Origin of the sequence: Nocardia arthritidis NBRC 100137 (genome assembly GCF_001612765.1) — a bacterium.
Classification (GTDB): Bacteria; Actinomycetota; Actinomycetes; order Mycobacteriales; family Mycobacteriaceae; genus Nocardia; species Nocardia arthritidis.
Genome location: NZ_BDBB01000004.1, coordinates 1 through 16342, shown reverse-complemented (window position 1 = coordinate 16342; position 16342 = coordinate 1). Strand labels below are relative to the sequence as shown.

Here is a 16342-nt window from a genome sequence, read left to right as displayed (position 1 = left end):
GGCCTTCGTCGGCCAAGGTGGTGTTCTTACAGCAGCGCCAGCGCGATACTCAGCACTGTCAATACCAGAACCCATGCCGCGACGGTCCATTCGATGGGGCCCTCGGAGCCGGGATAACCGCCGTCGCTGTGTCGGGCGGCGCGATACTGCGAGCGCGAGGCCGAAATGGACATGACATCCTCCTTCGGTCGGTTGCGTCATCCAGGCGCATACCCGCTTTCGCCGCCGATCGTCGCCGACGCACTGTGGCGAATACCACCCCGATCCTCTGACCTCCGGCGCAAGCCGTTGCCGGGCAAGGGTTCTCGAGTTCAGCGACGGCCGGGGTGGCTGTGGTAGCGCAGGTCGTCCAAGGAAAGGGGCGGAACGTAGCGGCTGACCAGGGCGCGGTGCCACCATGCTCGGGTGTGCGCCAATTCGCGCGGTGTGGTGAAGCGATACAGATACAGTTGCACGCGCACGAAACGCGGCGCGGCATCCGGGAATGGATTGTGCCGCAGCAGGCGCAGCGTGGCCGGGTCGTTTTCCAGCAGCCGCGCCAGGAAGGCGGCCAGCCACGACTGCGCGTACCGTGGTGAGGTCGCGGCGAACCACATGAGCCAGTCCAGGCGCAGGTGGTAAGGGGCCCATTGGCGTGGCAGCCGCCGCGGATCGCCGGGTTTGCCCTTGAACTCGTATTCCTTCCACTGCGTCCGGTCGGTGACGGTCGACTCCTCGGTGCCTTCGACGACCACCTCGTAGCGGGTGCGACCGATGCTGCCGAACGCTCCGTAGGTGTTGACCAGGTGATAGGGGTCGAACGATCGGTTCATGGCCTGATGACTGGAGATCAGGTTGCGCGCCGGGCGGTAGCTCAGGAAGACCACCAGCGCGGTGAACGCGATGACCAGGCCCACGAACCACGGCGGCGGCCCGGGCAAAGGAGGCGGGGCGGGCGCCGGGAGCACAGCCGTCACCGCGGACCCACTGATGGCGCCGCACGCGAGGACGATCGTCAGCCAGTTCAGCCAGGCGAAATTGCCCGACACCACCAACCACAGCTGGGTGATCACGATGACGGCCGCGGCAATGCTCGCCACCGGCTGCGGCGCGAACAGGCCGAAGGGCACCACGAGCTGCGCGATATGGTTGCCCACCACTTCGGCCCGGTGCAACGGCTTGGGCAGGTGGTGGAAGAACCAGCTCAGCGGTCCGGGCATCGGCTGGGTCTCGTGGTGGTAGTACAGGCAGGTCAGATCGCGCCAGCACCGGTCACCGCGCAGTTTGATCAGTCCGGCGCCGAACTCCACCCGGAACAGCAACCAGCGGGCGAGCAGGAGCACCAGTACCGGCGGCGCGGTGCGGTCGTTGCCGAGGAAGATCACCAGAAATCCGCATTCCAGCAGCAGTGACTCCCAGCCGAACGCATACCATTCCTGCCCCACGTTGACGATCGACAGGTAGAGCACCCACAACGTCGCCCACAGCAGCATCGCCGCCCACAGCGGCACCAGGTCGGCCGCACCGGCGACCAGCGCCGCGGACAGCGCCGCACCGAACCAGGAGACGGCGGCGAAGAAACGATCGGAATAGTGCACGTGGAAGATGCTCGGCACCCGCCGGAAGGACCGCCGGGCCAGCAAGCGCGGCACCGGAAGCATGCCGTACTCACCGATCAGCGCCCGGAACTGCCGTGCGGCGACCAGGAAGGCGATCAGATAGACGGCCGCGACGCCGCGCGTCAGCACCTGCCTGCTCAACCAGTATTCGGATGCGGTGAACCAGTCCATGCCCGCAACTCCTCCGACCGCGGACCTTCGCCCCCACACCGCCGCATACCCAGCCCGGCAGCGGGAAAACCCGGCACTACATCGGGTACAGGCTGTGCTTGCGCGGGTTGTGCTCGGCGGCTGCTTCCTTGTCCCGCAGCAGCTGGAGCGCATGCCGTATCTCCAGCCGGGTACGGGATGGTTCGATCACCGCATCGATGTAGCCGCGCTCGGCCGCGATCCACGGAGTGGCGACGGTGGCGTTGTACTGGTCGATCATGAAATCCCGCACCGCCGCGCGCTGTTCTTCCGGCACCTGGAGCAGCTGGCGCCGCCCCGCGATATCGACCGCGCTCTCCGCGCCGATCACCGCGATGCGGGCGGTCGGCCAAGCCAGGCTGATGTCGGCGCCGAGCTGCTTGCATGCCATGAAGCCGTAGGCGCCGCCATAGGACTTGCGCACCACGACGTTGATGATGGGCACGGTCGCCTCGATGATCGCGCGGAACACGCGTCCGCCGCGGACGATGACACCGTTGCGTTCCTCTTCGACGCCGGGAAGCACGCCGGGAGTGTCCACGACGAACACCAAGGGGATGCCGAAGGCGTTGCACAGCCGGATGAAGTGCGTTGCCTTGTCGGAGCATTTCGCGTCGACCGCTCCCCCGAGCACCAACGGCTGATTGGCGACGACCCCGACGCTGCGTCCGTCCACGCGCGTGAAGCCGGTGATCAGATTGGCCGCGGTGGCGGAGCGGATCTCGTGGAAATCACCGTCGTCGAAGATGCGCAGCAGGATCTCGTGCATGTCGTATCCCTCGCGATCGGAGTCCGGGATGATCGACTCGAGCTCGAGGTCGGTCGCGGTGATCTCCGGCTCGAGACCGGGGTTCACCAGCGGCGCCTGCTCCAGGCAGCTCGACGGCAGGTAGCTCAGGTACTTGCGGGCCCAGTCGAATGCCTCCTGTTCGGTCGCGGTCACGTGGTGGATGGTGCCGTTGCGGGCCTGCACATGAGCGCCGCCCAGTTCCTCCGCGGTCACGTCTTCGCCGGTCACCGTCTTGATGACCTCGGGACCGGTGACGAACATGTAGGAGTTCTCGGTCGCGACCAGAACGTCGGTGTTCACCGGGCCGTACACCGAACCCGCGGCGCACTTGCCGAGCATGATGGAGACCTGCGGGACGAATCCGGACAACCGCTCCTGGCGTCGGCTCATGTGGGCGAACCAGGCCAGCGAGGTGACCGCGTCCTGGATCCGGGCGCCGCCGGAATCGTTGATCGCCACCACCGGGCACGCCTTCTCGTACGCGAACTTCAGAATGTGCGCGACCTTCCGGCCGAACATCTCGCCGACCGAGCCACCGTAGACCGTCTGGTCGTGCGCGATGACCACGACCGGCCTGCCGTCGATGCGGCCGTGACCGGTGACCACTCCGTCGCCGTACTTCGCGTCCGGGGCTCCCGGTGTGCGCGCGAGTGCGCCGATCTCGACGAACGTTCCGGGATCCAGCAACGATCGCACGCGCTCACGAGCACTCGGGATGCCCTTGCTCTGCCGTTTGGCGACACCGGACGCACCGGCCGGTTCCTCGGCGATCGCGAGGGTGTCCCGCAATCGCTCCAACTTCTCGCGCGCGCCGACCATTCGGATACTGCCCTCTCGACCTCACCGACAACTGCGCCGAACGATAGGGGGCTGGACGACGAGCGCTGAGGTCACGAGACGATTACTGGGCACTTCACAACGCGCCGGCCATCGCGTTGGCACCGCGCCCTATTGATCCGACCGGCCCCGCGACGGATTTCTCGGCAGAGGCGCGGACCACACACGGGGAGTTCCATTCCGGCCTGGAAGGATTCGGTGCATGAGTTTCACCGGGGACGATGTCCGGTCCTTCGCGCTGTCGCTACCGGAGACATCCGAACAGTTCACCTGGGGGATGCCGACCTTCCGGGTCGCGGGCAAGCTGTTTCTCACCCTTCCGGAGGCGGAGACCTCGATGGCGGTCCGCTGCCCCATCGCCGATCGCGACGAACTGGTCGTCGCCGAACCGGGCAAGTTCTGGATCGCCGCGCACGAAGCGAACAACGCCTGGGTCCGCGCGCGTCTGACCGCCCTCGACGACCGGGCCGAACTGGAGGCCATCGTGCTCGACTCGTGGCGGCAGGCCGCACCCCGGCATCTCCTCGACGGCGCTGGGTGACCTGCTCGCGGCACCCGCTTCAGCGTGCGCGGCGGCGGCGTGGCCGGGGCGCGAGTTTCAGGCCGAACAGCAGATCGGTATTGCGGACCGGCGCCGGTTGTTCGGACATCCGGAGGAGTCCGGCCTGGCGGATCCAGCTGTGGTGCCAGTGGTACAGGTCCGGAAGGCTCACCTCGCATGCCGCGGCGAGCCTGCGAAGGCGGAAGCCCGCTCCGCCGATGGCCCCGGTGAATAGTTTGCTGTTCGGGGTGGGTCGCGATTCCTGATAGACGCGGGCGTCGTAGAGCAAGGTGCGCGCAGGTGGCGGTATCACCCACACGTACAGATCGGGAGCGTGGGTGTAGCCGATCGGGCCGTTGAAGATCAGCGCGTCGGCGGTCAGCGCGACACAGGGAATGGCGTTGAGTTCCATCGCGGTGGCGCCGGTGAAGAGTGCGGTGACGATCGCCGCGCCGTCCACCGGATCGGCGGTCCTGGCGCGGACACGGGCGATGACATCGTGGTCGATCGGGACCGTGCTCAGCCCGGGCCCGACCGAGTAGGCCAGATCCGGCGGCAGATCCAGCCGCAAACCGTGCAGCAGGAACGCGGCCTGGGCGCCGCGCAGGCGCGTGATGGTGTGCCCGCGACTGGGACTGTCGGCCACCAAGCTGCCGAGGAATCGGTACAGGCTCAGGATGTCGTTCCATTCGTCGACCACACCCGCGCCAGGGCCCGGGTGGAAGCGATTCGGTGAACTGAGCCGAGGTTGCAGCACCGAGAGCATGTATTCGGCCAGACCGGCCCCGCGGGGGCCCAGCCAGCTTCCGACGCCGTTCTGGTTCAGGTCGTGACGGCACTGCCTGCCCGTGTGTTCGGCCAGCCACCGGCAGGTCGTCTGAATCCCCTCGGTGTAGACGGCGTCGATGCGCGCGAACTCTCCCGCCGGCAGGCTTCGGTAGGCATCGGCCAGGAAGGTGGTGACATCGCCGTCGGAAATCTGCGGCAGCAGTCCGCCTCCGGCTGCTTCCGACAGCGTGATGATGCGCGACGGCCGGGGGCTGACCTGCCCATACCCCACCTGTCGGGTCGGCGGCTCGAAGCCATCGATGCGCGTAGTGGGCGGCTCGGGCACACCGATGCGCGTCGTCGCCGCTTCAGGGCCATCGATCTGCGTGGTCGCTGCCTCGGGGGCATCCGTCTGCGTGGTCGCTGCCTCGGGGGCATCCGTCTGCGTGGTCGCTGCCTCGGGGGCATCGATCCGCGTAGTCGGTGCGTCGGGAACATCGACGCGCGGGGAAGCGGTCTCGGGGACATCGATGCGCCGGGTGGGCGCGCTGGCGGCGCGGCGGTCCGCCAGCCACCGCCGCAGGTCCTCCTCCGGCACGCCCAGTCGCTGCGAGGTCGATCGCATCCGTTCGGCAGAAAGTTCGTTGTGTTCGTCGAGCTGGGCCAATCTTTCCAGCTCGGACGGACGCAGCGTAGGCACGCTTGCGTCGACCACAGCCACAACCTCCTGGATTTCTGGACCCACGGCGCAACACGGCGGGTTCGAGACGTCAGTTGCAGAGCATTCGATCACGTACCCGCCGGTAGGGCGGGGAATTTCACGGAGTTTCGTCTGTTGTCTACGTCACCGACAACTTCACGATCTATCGAAATCTTGCGCGCCGAATGCGTTTTGCCTAGTCAAGATGTCTGTCGCCCCCGGCGACGGAAAGACGTGGCCGAGGCCGACATCCGAAAATTTCCGCGACCGTGTCTACGGTGCTGGACACCACCAATTCGGGACACCGAACATTACCGCCCGAGTCGGCCTTACCGCACGGAGCGCGCGCCGACCCGGCGCACGCCAGGGCCGCCGAGCCGATACCCGGCTACTGCGCCGCCCGCATCTGCTGCCGAGCTAGAGCGGTCCGCTGCCCGGGGCCACCGCGGGCTCGTGGCTCATCATGACACCGAACACCGGTTACACGCTGCGTGCGTCCCTGCCCGCACAGACCAGAAGGTTGATACCGCCCAGCACCCGACAGTGAGCCGATTGATTGCCGGAATCCGGAAGCAATGTTGCGAAATGGGGAGTTCGGCACGGAACCATGATCGAATTGCGCCGCTGCATACACACGCGGTCGGCATCCGCGGAATATGAGACGTCAAGCACACCGATGCTTGCCGGAGTGGACTCGGGATGCCGGCCGTGACCGTATCGAGAGCGAATTCTCAGTGTCCCCACAACGAACTCTCGACAAGTCCAAATACCGGTGCGGTCTGCTTGGAGGGTGCTGGTCGGCAGCACTCGGAGACCAGCCCGGAGGAGACCAGCTCATGTACACCGGCACTACTGCAAGCCTGCCGCGGATCGAGATGCCGTGGCTGGGCGCGGCAATGGGCGCCTCGGCCAGTCGGCGTGCGTCACGGTCGATCAACGCCGACGCGGTCGCGATCGAGACCGATGCGATGAGCGGAGCGACAGCGTTCGCGGTCGCCGATGGTGTAGGAGACCATCTCCTCGGCGCCCGGGCGGCACGCACGGTTGCCGCGGCCGCGGCACGGGCCGGGGCCCGGGACGGTGCGCGAGCGGGGATTCTCGCGGCGCAAGAAGAATTGCTGCGCGAAGTCCCGGAACCCTCCGCCGACAGCGTGCTCGTGGTTGCGGTGCTGCCGGCCGCCGGTCGACCCGATGGGCCCTGCGAGGTGGCATGGGTCGGCGACTGCCGGGCGTATCGCTGGAACGGGCGGGTGCTGCACCAGATCACCACCGACCACACCGTGGCCGAGTCGTATCGAGCCCGCGGGCTGGCGGTCACCCCGCGAATGAGCCATCTGGTCACCACCTCGGCCCGCACCGTCCGGCCGGACGAGATCGGGTACGCCGCCACCGGATCGAGTACGGGCAGACTGCTGCTGAGCACCGACGGAGTGCACAAACCACTCGGTATCGCCGCCGTCAAGGCCCTTCTGGCGGACGGCGACGCGGCCCACGCGATCGCCAACTCATTGGTCGACGCCGCCATCCTGGCCGGGGGGAGGGACAATGCCACCGCGCTGGTGGTGGACCTCCCTGCCCACACTGCCGACGATTAGGTCTCGCTACCGGCTCGAGAATCACCGCGGGGCCCCCGCGACGCGCACGAAAGAAATGTCGAAATGCTATGAATCGACATCGCTGGGGCGCAGGATGTCGCTGTGGAGTTGACAGCCGTACGCATCGACAAACCGGACGAACTCAATGTCATCATCGGACAGTCCCACTTCATCAAAACCGTGGAAGACCTGCACGAAGCGCTGGTCGGGGTAAGTCAGCACCTGCGCTTCGGGCTGGCGTTCTGCGAGGCCTCCGGCCCGCGCCTGGTCCGCCACTCGGGCAACGACGACTCGCTCGTCGAGCTCGCCATCAAGAACGCGGCCGACCTCGGGGCCGGGCACTCGTTCATCGTCTTTCTGCGTGAGGGTTACCCCGTCAACGTGCTCAATGCCGTGCGGCAGGTCCCGGAGGTCTGCGGGATCTTCTGCGCCACAGCCAATCCCGTCGATGTTCTGATCGCCGAAACGGAACTCGGCAGAGGGATCATCGGCGTGATCGACGGTTCGGCGCCGCTCGGCGTGGAGAATGCAGACGACCAGGCAGCCCGTAGGCAGCTCTTGCGCCAGATCGGCTACAAACTGTAGTACCGCGGTCGGCGACCTTCCAGGCCGCCGACCGCGACATGTTCATCCCAAGTCCGCAATCCCCTACCGCGACACCTCATCCGCAACCCGCCTGCACAGCGCGTTCCGCCGCCGGGCCTCAGCCGAGTTCCGCCAGTTGCGCCACGGCGGGCGCCATGCCATCGATCCAAGCCGCCGGCGAGCCGGTGGTCGGAGTGACGATGGCGGTGTCGATGCCGAGTTTCGCGTAGTCGGCCATCTGCCGGACGAAATCGTCCCGGTTCTCCGGGCTCGGCCGCGGATTGTTGGCGATGATCGTCTTGCGGATCTCGTCATAGTCGCGGCCGACGTCGTCGCAATGCCGTCGCAGCACATCGAGCTTGTGCTCGACGTCCGCGGGCGAGGAGCCGAACAGGTTGCAGGCGTCGCCGTATTGCGCGACCAAGCGCAGCGTCTTGCGCTCTCCCCCGCCGCCGATGAGCACCTTCGGCCGGTCGATGGGTTGCGGCGAGCACAGCGTCTCGGCCAGCTGGTAGTACTTCCCGTCGAATGCCCCGTTGTCCTGCGGGTCCCACATCTGGCGGCAGATGCGCAACGTCTCTTCCAGCCGCTCGAAGCGTTCGGCGGTCGAGGGAAACGCCACGCCGAGCCCACGGTGTTCGCGCTCGAACCAGGCGGCGCCGATGCCCAGGACCGCCCGGCCACCCGACAGGACGTCGAGCGTGGTGACGATCTTGGCGAGCAATCCGGGGTGGCGATAGGTCACGCCGGTGACGAGCAGGCCGAGGTCGACGCGCGAGGTGTGCGCGGCCAGATAGCCGAGGGTGGTGTAGCCCTCCAGCATGGCCGCCTCCGCCGGCAGGCCGGTCGGCTCGATCTGGAAGTAGTGGTCCATGAACGACAACCAGGCCGCCCCGGACGCCTCCGCGGCCGCGCCCACCCGCGCCAGCTCACCGGCGATAGCGGTCGTTCCACCGTCGATATCGAAGACGGGTACGTGAAAACCGAGCTCCATGAAACGGTCCCTTCTGCTGGTCAACCGGGTACGAGCGCACACTAAGGGCTGGAGTGCGCTCCAGGTCAAGCAAGCGAATCAGGGCAGAGCGGTCAGCCGGCGGTTTCGGGACGGTCGGACAATCCGAGGCGCAGATGTTCGCTGTGGTAGATCGCCTCGTCCAGCAGCTGGGCGACGTGGTTGTCGTAGAGGCTGTAGACAATGCTGCGGCCGGTGCGAGCACCCGTGACCAGCCCCAGATTGCGCAGCAGGCGAAGCTGGTGGGAGACGGCGGACTGCTCCATGCCGATCGCGTCGGCCAGCGCACTCACCGACAGTGGCCCCTGGCGCAGCTGCGTGAGAATCATCAAGCGGCTCGGGGTGGCCAGCGCCTGCAACGTGGTCGCCACATGGTTGGCCGATTCCGGATCCAGGCGCGCGGCAGGGCGATCCCTGCCTTCGACACCGTGTCCCATGACTGAACAGCATACCCTAGGAACAAATGAAGATATGTTCATGCTTTCTGATATGGTCTGGCAGTCTGTTCGCTGCTGTCCTGGAGGTGCCCCGTGGCTGCGCCGACCCTCGCGCCGACCCGTCCGACTTCGCCGATCGGTCGCGTGCCTACGCACCGGACCCGGCTGTTCGCCCTGCCGGAAGTGCGGTGGGCCGCAGTGGCTGTCGTATTCTTCCTCGCCGGTCTGGCGACACAGCTGACCGCCGGCCCGCAGGGGGTGTGGTGGGGTTTGTACCTGGCCTGCTACGCCGCGGGCGGATGGGAACCGGGGTGGGCCGGGCTGCGGGCGTTACGCGACAGAACGCTCGATGTCGATTTACTCATGGTCGCCGCGGCGATCGGCGCGGCGGCCATCGGCCAGATCACCGACGGCGCCTTGCTGATCGTCATCTTCGCCACCTCGGGCGCCCTGGAAGCGCTGGCCACCGCCCGGACCGAGGACTCGGTGCGCGGACTGCTCGACCTCACGCCGGAAACCGCGACCCGGATCGCGGGCGGCGAGGAGGAGACGGTGCACGCCGCCGACCTGCGCGTCGGTGATCTTCTGGTGGTGCGTCCCGGTGAGCGGATAGCCGCCGACGCGACGGTGGTCTCCGGCGGCGGCGAGGTCGATCAGGCCACCATTACCGGCGAACCGCTGCCGGTGGGCAAAGCCGCGGGCGACGAGGTGTTCGCGGGCACTCTCAACGGCACCGGAGTGCTGCGGATCCGGGTGGATCGGCGCGCGCAGGACTCCGTGGTCGCGCGGATCGCGGCCCTCGTCGAGCAAGCGGCCCGAACCAAGGCGCGCGCACAGCTTTTCATCGAGAAGGTGGAGCAGCGCTACTCGATCGGCATGGTTCTGGTCACCGTCGCGGTGTTCGTCATTCCGCTATTGTTCGGCGACACGCTGCGGCGGGCGCTGCTGCGGGCGATGACGTTCATGATCGTCGCCTCCCCCTGCGCGGTGGTGCTGGCCACCATGCCACCGCTGCTGGCGGCCATCGCCAACGCCGGGCGCCACGGCGTCCTGGTCAAATCCGCGGTGGTCATGGAAAGGCTCGGCGCCACCACGCACGTCGCCTTCGACAAGACGGGCACGCTGACCCGCGGCATTCCCGAACTAGCCGAAATCCGCTGCCTGGACAAACGATTCACCGACGACGAGTTGCTCCGACTGGCCGCCGCGGCCGAGCACCCGAGCGAGCACCCTTTGGCGGCGGCGATCGTGCGCGCGGCCGGTGCCCGGGATCTGCGACTGCCCGAGGTCACCGAGTTCACCGCGAACCCTGGTCGCGGCGTTACCGCCCGCGTCGGCGACCACCTCATCGGCGTCGCCTCCCCCACCGCGTCGGAACTCGCCCCCGGCCTGCGAACGACCGTCGAAGCGCTCCAGGCGAGTGGCTGCACGGCCGTGGTCGTCACCTGCGAGCACCACCCGATCGGGGTATTCGCCCTGACCGACCAGCCGCGGCCGGAAGCGGCGGCGGCGGTGCGGGCGACCACCGAGATCACCGGGACCATGCCGGTATTGCTGACCCCGCGACAACGCCGCCACCGCCGACCGTCTCGCCGCCCGGATCGGCATCACCGACGTGCGAGCCGAACTCCTGCCCGACGACAAGGTGACCGCGGTGCGCCGGCTCCAGGCCGACGGACGGAAGGTGACCGTGGTCGGCGACGGCATCAACGATGCCCCGGCCCTCGCCGCGGCCGAGGTCGGCATCGCCATGGGCGGGGACGGATCCGATCTGACCTTGCAGACCGCGGACGCCGTCGTCGTGCGCGACGATTTGACGACGATCCCGGCGGTGATCGCGTTGTCCCGGCAGGCCCGGCGGGTGGTGATCGCCAACCTGGCCATCGCCGCCACCTTCATCGGCGTGCTGGTCGTCTGGGACCTCGCCGGGACCCTGCCGCTCCCGCTCGGCGTCGCCGGGCACGAGGGCTCCACCGTCCTCGTCGGGCTCAACGGATTACGCCTGCTCCGCCGGACGGCGTGGGAACGAGCTGCCAGGACACCGGATCGACACCGGCCCCGCTCGGAGGCCGCAGTGCGGAAACGATTTCCGCACCGCGGCAGCGCTACCGGCTAGTCGGCACGAACCTCGCTGCGGTCCTCGCTCCAGAGCGTGTGGAATTTGCCTTCGGCGTCGACGCGTTCGTAGGTATGCGCGCCGAAGAAGTCACGCTGCCCTTGGGTGAGCGCGGCAGGAAGGCGCTCGGCACGCAGGGCGTCGTAGTAGGACAGCGACGACGCGAACGCGGGCACCGGAATGCCGAGCAGGGTCGCGGTGGCCACGACACGGCGCCAGCTGTCGATGGCGGTCTCGATCGCCGCACGGAAGTACGGCGCGAGGATCAAGCTCGGCAGCGCCGGGTTCTCGTCATAGGCTTCCTTGATCCGGTTCAGGAAACGGGCGCGGATGATGCAGCCGCCGCGCCAGATCGTCGCGAGGTCGCCGGGGCGCAGATTCCAGTCGTATTCCGCACTGCCCGCGGCGATCTGGTCGAAGCCCTGGGCGTAGGCGACAACCTTCGAGGCGTAGAGCGCCTGCCGGATGTCTTCGGTGAATTGCTCGACGTCGGTGGGCTTGTCGGCCAACCGGCCGGAGGCGAGACCCTGCGCGGCCTTGCGCTGCGCACGGGAGCCCGACAGTGCCCGGGCGAATACCGCTTCGGCGATGCCGGTCACCGGCACACCGAGGTCGAGCGCGGACTTCACCGTCCAGCGTCCGGTGCCCTTCTGCTCCGCCGCGTCGACGATCACATCGACCAGCGGCTTGCCGGTCTTCGCGTCGACCTGATTCAGGACCTCGGCGGTGATCTCGACGAGGTAGCTCTCCAGGTCACCGGAGTTCCATTGGGTGAAGACATCGGCGATCTGCTTCGCATCGAAGCCGAGCGCGTCGCGGAACAGGTGGTAGGCCTCGCCGATCAGCTGCATGTCGGCGTACTCGATGCCGTTGTGCACCATCTTGACGAAATGCCCTGAGCCGTCGGGGCCGATATGGGTGCAGCAGGGCGTGCCGTCGACCTTCGCCGCGATGGATTCCAGCAGCGGCCCCAGCGAGTCGTAGGACTCCTTGGGCCCGCCCGGCATGATCGCGGGGCCGTTGAGGGCGCCCTCCTCGCCACCGGAGATGCCTGCGCCGACGAAGTTCAGCCCGCGCTCGCGCATCGCGGCTTCCCGCCGAATGGTGTCGGTGTAGAGGGCGTTCCCGCCGTCGATGATGATGTCGCCCGGCTCCATCGCGGCCGCCAGTTCCTCGATGACCGCGTCGGTCGGGGCGCCTGCCTTGACCATGATCAGCACCCGGCGCGGCTTCTCCAGCGCGGCGACGAACTCCTCGATCGTTTCGGTCCGCACGAAGTCGCCGTCGTCGCCGTGCGCCTCCAGCAGTGCGTCGGTCTTGGCGACGGTGCGGTTGTGCAGCGCGACGGTGTAGCCGTTCCTGGCGAAGTTCCGTGCGATGTTGCTACCCATGACCGCCAGACCGGTGACCCCGATCTGTGCGCGCGCTGTAGAGGTCGGCATCAATCAGCTCTCTTCGTTCGACAGGGCGGCGCGGCCGCGCGGAACTGTTCGGCGGCTGCATCGTGGCGTCCGTTCCACGACGCTTCAGACCTTACTTACCCGCCCGGCTGCAGCGGGCACGGAGGGCAGCGCGAGCCATTCATCGCGGTCATGTGCCCGCCCGGTGGCGTGGCGTTACCCACCGGCCGATACAGGGTCGGAGGTGAGCCGGTCGCGAATCTCGGCAAACGCGCTCGCCAACTGGTGGATGCCCGTCGTCTCGACGGGGTAGCGCCCCGCCGCGTCCAGTACGACCAGGCGCTTGGGCGCGGCGACGGGCGACCGCCGCGCGAACCTGCGGCAGCCGTGGGTCGAGCAGACAGGTGGCCGCGAGCGCGTCGACCATGCCGGCAGGCGCCGCGCACACCCAACGCGTCGCACGCCCGCGGCAACTCGAAGAGGTCTCGCGGGCGAAGTGGAATTCCACCTGCGCCGCCTCGACGTCGGCGGTGCGGACCCGGCGTTGACCGGCCTTGTTGCTCGTTCAGGTGGTGGAGGCGCAGATCCACGGCGCGGTGCTCGATCCACCGGCCGGCCACACCGCCGACGAGCGCGGCCGAGCCATCGTCGACCGGTGGACCCGAGCGCTCACTCCGCCGGCCGCCCACGCTCGCCCGGCGGCCGGGTCATAGGGGGCAGTCCGCGCGAGAGGGCTCGCCGTCGAGGCCGGGCCCGCCGCCGATCAACGCCTCCGGGCCCCGATCACCGTAGGCGATGCGCTCGAGCAGATCCAGGACCTCGCCGACCTTGTGCAGCTCGCCGGACCGCAGGCTCTCGGACAACGCCTGCGCCAGAGCGTCGTTCGCGGACGCCTGGTGTCCGCACACCCACGCCCGGCCTTCGTCGGTGAGGGTCAGATTCACCCGGCGCCCGTCGTCCGGATCGCGCACGCCGACGATCAGGCCCTGATCGCGCAGCCCGTCGACCACGTTGCGCATGGTCTGCGGCCGCAACATCTCCAGCCGCGCCAGGTCGACCGCGGCCAAGGCGCCATATCGGTGCAGACGTCCCAGCACCGCCCACTGCGTCGCCGACAGCCGCCGTTCATCAGGATCCCTCCGGGCGCGCCGCAGAATCACGGTCGACGCGATGCGCAGGCGGGCCGCCATGCTCGACAGTGCTGTGGCGTCCGCGGTGTCAGCGCTCACGGGCGGGCTCCCTCTGCTTACCTGATCGACAACGATCCACGGTCTGGTGATAGCTGCGGGAAGCCTACTCGACAGTAGAACCTCTACGTCGCCTATGACGAAATCGTCATACATGTGGGTGGCCGCGCCGGATCTCTCGTGGCATACCGGCGAACGGATCGCGCGAGGAGGCGGCCCGGCACCGCCGCGGACCGTTCGATACGCGACACTGACCGCGATGGGCACACAGGCGAACAGCGCACAGCAACGGCGGAGACCACCTCATCGGCGCGAGACGATCCTGCGCGCCGCGGTCGACGCCTTCACGCACGGAGGCTATTACGGCACCACGATGGCCGACATCGCCGCAGCGGTCGGCATCTCGGCGACGGCGTTGTATCGGCACTTCCGCAACAAGCAGCAGCTTTTGGGGCAGTGCCTGCTGGTGGGGCTCGACGACACCTTGAACCGGCTCGACGCCGCGTATCGCACCGACGATTCCGGTGACGCCGTGCCCGCCGAACTGGTCCGGGTGGCTCTGGAACTGCGCGGGCTGCCGCGACTGTGGCAATTGGAGTTCCGCAACCTGACCGCCGCCGACAAGACCGCGGTGCTGGTCCGCGCCTCGCGGATCACCCGCTATCTGCGGCACACCATCGGCACGCGCCGACCGGAGCTCAGCGGCGCGGATGTCGAACTGCTGAGCTGGTGCGTGCTCTCGATCGCGGTCAGTCCCTCCTATCACCGCGCCGAGCTACCCGCGCCGGTTGCCGCACAGGTGCTCGACGCCGCCGTCGCGGCGGTGATCGCCACCGAAATGCCCGAGCACCCGGCCGGCCCCGCCCCGAACCGGCCACCGCGCACGGAGACCGGCAACACCGCGCTGGATCGAGCGCTGCGCTCGGAGCGGATGCTTGCCGAGGCGGCGCGATTGTTCAGCACCCGCGGCTATGCCGCGGTGGGAATCGAAGACATCGGTGCGGCCGTCGGGGTCACCGGGCCCGCGTTGTATCACCACTTTTCGAGCAAGGCGGAGTTGCTGGACCAAATCGTCCGGCGCCAGGACGAGTGGCTTCGGCTGCTGCTCGCCCGGGCGATCGCCGAGGGACGCAGCGCCGAGGAATCGATGCGCTCACTCATGCGAAGCTTCGCGCAACTGGGGGTGGACGAGCCCGATCTGCTGGCGATCACCGTCAGCGAGACACGGCACCTTCCGGGAGACGCGGTGCAGCGCTATCGGAGGGTGCGCTTGGACGGCATCGCCCAGTGGGCCCGCATGCTGCAGGCCGTGCGGCCGGACTTGCCCGCTCCGGCCGCGCGGGTGCTGAGCCGAGCTGTCACCACCGTCGTCATCGATGCCGTCCGCAACCCGCGCTTGGGGCGCAGGGCCGATCTCGTCGACGTTCTCGTGGCCATCGGAGAGCGGATCGAAACGGCCGGAATGCATGGCCGAGTTTCCGCACAGTGATTTATGCCACTTAGCGCTCATTAACTTATTTCCGTCAATTGCGCGCTAGCAGCGGATAGAACGCTATCGGTCATTCGACCATCTACTTAGTGGTCATTAACATCAGATTGCTTTCGGGCCATCGGTGCCGCACAGTGTGCCGTGGGTGATCACCGCTGTGCGCACCCGCCGAATCCCTTGCCGGTACACCGGCCGTTTCTCGAAAGGCATTGGCCCGTGAGCCATTACAAGAGCAACGTGCGCGACCTCGAGTTCAATCTGTTCGAGGTGTACGGACTCGACGACATCCTGCGGACCGGAGCATTCGGCGACCTGGACGGCGACACCGTGCGGTCGATGCTGGCGGAGGCCGCGCGCTTGGCCGAAGGACCGGTCGCCGAACCGTACGCCGAGACCGACCGCAACCCGCCGGTTTTCGATCCGGCCACCCACTCGGTCAGTCTGCCGGAGTCGTTCAAGAAGGCGGTGCGCGCCTGGTACGACGCCGAATGGTGGCGCGTCGGCAAGGCCGAGGGTGTGGGGGGCGTGCCCGCCCCTTCGATGGTCAGCTGGGCGATCACCGAATTCGTCCTCGGGGCGCAGCCCGCGGCTTACATGTACCTGACCGGACCGATGATGGCCCACATCACTTACGGCATCGGCACCGAGCAGCAGCGGCGCTGGGCTCAGTTCATGACCGAACGCAACTGGGGCGCCACCATGGTGCTCACCGAGCCCGACGCCGGTTCCGATGTCGGTGCGGGCCGCACCAAGGCGATCGAGCAGGAAGACGGCACCTGGCACATCGAGGGCGTCAAGCGGTTCATCACCTCCGCCGACTCCGACGACCTGTTCGGAAACATCATGCACCTGGTGCTGGCCCGTCCCGAGGGCGCCGGACCGGGCACCAAGGGCCTGTCGCTGTTCTTCGTGCCGAAATTCCACTTCGATCACGAGACCGGCGAGCTGGGCGAGCGCAACGGCGTCTTCGTCACCAACGTCGAGCACAAGATGGGCCTGAAGGCCTCCGCCACCTGTGAGGTCACCTTCGGCGGCCACGGCATCCCCGCCAAGGGCTGGCTGGTCGGCGAGGTACACAACGGCATCGCGCAGATGTTC

At 67.8% G+C, this 16342-nt stretch carries 13 protein-coding genes and 1 pseudogene; 6 read left to right on the top strand and 8 right to left on the bottom strand.

Annotation, left to right across the window (positions count from 1 at the left end; all coding sequences use genetic code 11):
• Positions 1-26 precede the first annotated feature (26 nt).
• From NA8_RS33440 to NA8_RS03645, 3 genes are all read right to left on the bottom strand, one after another.
• Positions 27-173, bottom strand: coding sequence for a hypothetical protein (locus NA8_RS33440; RefSeq protein WP_157106512.1), 147 nt, complete (start codon positions 171-173; stop codon positions 27-29).
• 138 nt (positions 174-311) lie between these two features.
• Positions 312-1769 (bottom strand): lipase maturation factor family protein, encoded by a 1458-nt coding sequence (locus tag NA8_RS03650; protein WP_063048938.1) that lies wholly within the window; start codon positions 1767-1769, stop codon positions 312-314.
• 76 nt (positions 1770-1845) lie between these two features.
• Positions 1846-3396 carry an acyl-CoA carboxylase subunit beta gene (locus tag NA8_RS03645; protein WP_063048937.1) on the bottom strand — a complete coding sequence of 517 codons (1551 nt, stop codon included), beginning with the start codon at positions 3394-3396 and terminating at the stop codon, positions 1846-1848.
• Between the two features lie 220 nt (positions 3397-3616).
• Here NA8_RS03645 and NA8_RS03640 point away from each other — a divergent pair, with 220 nt between their 5' ends.
• Positions 3617-3955, top strand: a complete 339-nt coding sequence (locus NA8_RS03640) for an MmcQ/YjbR family DNA-binding protein (protein ID WP_063048936.1) — start codon at positions 3617-3619, stop codon at positions 3953-3955.
• A 19-nt stretch (positions 3956-3974) separates the two neighbouring features.
• On the opposite strand, the gene NA8_RS03635 is transcribed toward NA8_RS03640, so the two are convergent.
• Positions 3975-5438 (bottom strand): hypothetical protein, encoded by a 1464-nt coding sequence (locus NA8_RS03635; RefSeq protein WP_157106511.1) that lies wholly within the window; start codon positions 5436-5438, stop codon positions 3975-3977.
• Between the two features lie 821 nt (positions 5439-6259).
• Between NA8_RS03635 and NA8_RS03630 the strand changes: the two genes are divergently transcribed.
• Complete coding sequence (locus NA8_RS03630) at positions 6260-7018, top strand: PP2C family protein-serine/threonine phosphatase (protein ID WP_218019395.1); 759 nt, start codon at positions 6260-6262, stop codon at positions 7016-7018.
• Between the two features lie 102 nt (positions 7019-7120).
• Positions 7121-7603 (top strand): adenosine-specific kinase, encoded by a 483-nt coding sequence (locus NA8_RS03625; RefSeq protein ID WP_063048934.1) that lies wholly within the window; start codon positions 7121-7123, stop codon positions 7601-7603.
• A gap of 118 nt (positions 7604-7721) precedes the next feature.
• Here NA8_RS03625 and NA8_RS03620 read toward each other — a convergent pair whose 3' ends face one another.
• Together NA8_RS03620 and NA8_RS03615 are read right to left on the bottom strand one after the other, a co-directional pair.
• Positions 7722-8597, bottom strand: coding sequence for an LLM class F420-dependent oxidoreductase (locus tag NA8_RS03620; protein WP_063048933.1), 876 nt, complete (start codon positions 8595-8597; stop codon positions 7722-7724).
• A gap of 92 nt (positions 8598-8689) precedes the next feature.
• A complete protein-coding gene (locus NA8_RS03615; protein ID WP_040866835.1) occupies positions 8690-9052 on the bottom strand; it encodes an ArsR/SmtB family transcription factor in 363 nt (120 codons plus the stop codon).
• A 93-nt stretch (positions 9053-9145) separates the two neighbouring features.
• Here NA8_RS03615 and NA8_RS03610 point away from each other — a divergent pair.
• Positions 9146-11168: pseudogene (locus tag NA8_RS03610) on the top strand (heavy metal translocating P-type ATPase).
• On the opposite strand, the gene gnd reads toward NA8_RS03610, so the two are convergent.
• On the bottom strand, positions 11165-12610 hold the full coding sequence (gnd, locus tag NA8_RS03605) for an NADP-dependent phosphogluconate dehydrogenase (RefSeq protein WP_063048932.1): 1446 nt from the start codon (positions 12608-12610) through the stop codon (positions 11165-11167). The pseudogene NA8_RS03610 and the gene gnd sit on opposite strands and share 4 nt — an antisense overlap.
• Before the next feature lie 665 nt (positions 12611-13275).
• On the bottom strand, positions 13276-13797 hold the full coding sequence (locus NA8_RS03600; RefSeq protein WP_063048931.1) for a MarR family winged helix-turn-helix transcriptional regulator: 522 nt from the start codon (positions 13795-13797) through the stop codon (positions 13276-13278).
• 217 nt (positions 13798-14014) lie between these two features.
• On the opposite strand from NA8_RS03600, the gene NA8_RS03595 reads away from it, so the two are divergent.
• Both NA8_RS03595 and NA8_RS03590 read left to right on the top strand, forming a co-directional pair.
• Complete coding sequence (locus NA8_RS03595; protein ID WP_169810455.1) at positions 14015-15244, top strand: TetR/AcrR family transcriptional regulator; 1230 nt, start codon at positions 14015-14017, stop codon at positions 15242-15244.
• Between the two features lie 216 nt (positions 15245-15460).
• Positions 15461-16342 (top strand): acyl-CoA dehydrogenase family protein (locus tag NA8_RS03590; RefSeq protein WP_169810454.1); only part of this gene is annotated, 882 nt, incomplete at its 3' end.

What these genes read in the sequence shown, in the direction of transcription:
- NA8_RS33440 (WP_157106512.1), bottom strand. Translation starts at nt 173, where the DNA reads ATGTCCATTTCGGCCTCGCGCTCGCAGTATCGCGCCGCCCGACACAGC.
- NA8_RS03650 (WP_063048938.1), bottom strand. Translation starts at nt 1,769, where the DNA reads ATGGACTGGTTCACCGCATCCGAATACTGGTTGAGCAGGCAGGTGCTG.
- NA8_RS03645 (WP_063048937.1), bottom strand. Translation starts at nt 3,396, where the DNA reads ATGGTCGGCGCGCGCGAGAAGTTGGAGCGATTGCGGGACACCCTCGCG.
- NA8_RS03640 (WP_063048936.1), top strand. Translation starts at nt 3,617, where the DNA reads ATGAGTTTCACCGGGGACGATGTCCGGTCCTTCGCGCTGTCGCTACCG.
- NA8_RS03630 (WP_218019395.1), top strand. Translation starts at nt 6,260, where the DNA reads ATGTACACCGGCACTACTGCAAGCCTGCCGCGGATCGAGATGCCGTGG.
- NA8_RS03620 (WP_063048933.1), bottom strand. Translation starts at nt 8,597, where the DNA reads ATGGAGCTCGGTTTTCACGTACCCGTCTTCGATATCGACGGTGGAACG.
- NA8_RS03615 (WP_040866835.1), bottom strand. Translation starts at nt 9,052, where the DNA reads ATGGGACACGGTGTCGAAGGCAGGGATCGCCCTGCCGCGCGCCTGGAT.
- gnd (WP_063048932.1), bottom strand. Translation starts at nt 12,610, where the DNA reads ATGCCGACCTCTACAGCGCGCGCACAGATCGGGGTCACCGGTCTGGCG.
- NA8_RS03595 (WP_169810455.1), top strand. Translation starts at nt 14,015, where the DNA reads ATGGGCACACAGGCGAACAGCGCACAGCAACGGCGGAGACCACCTCAT.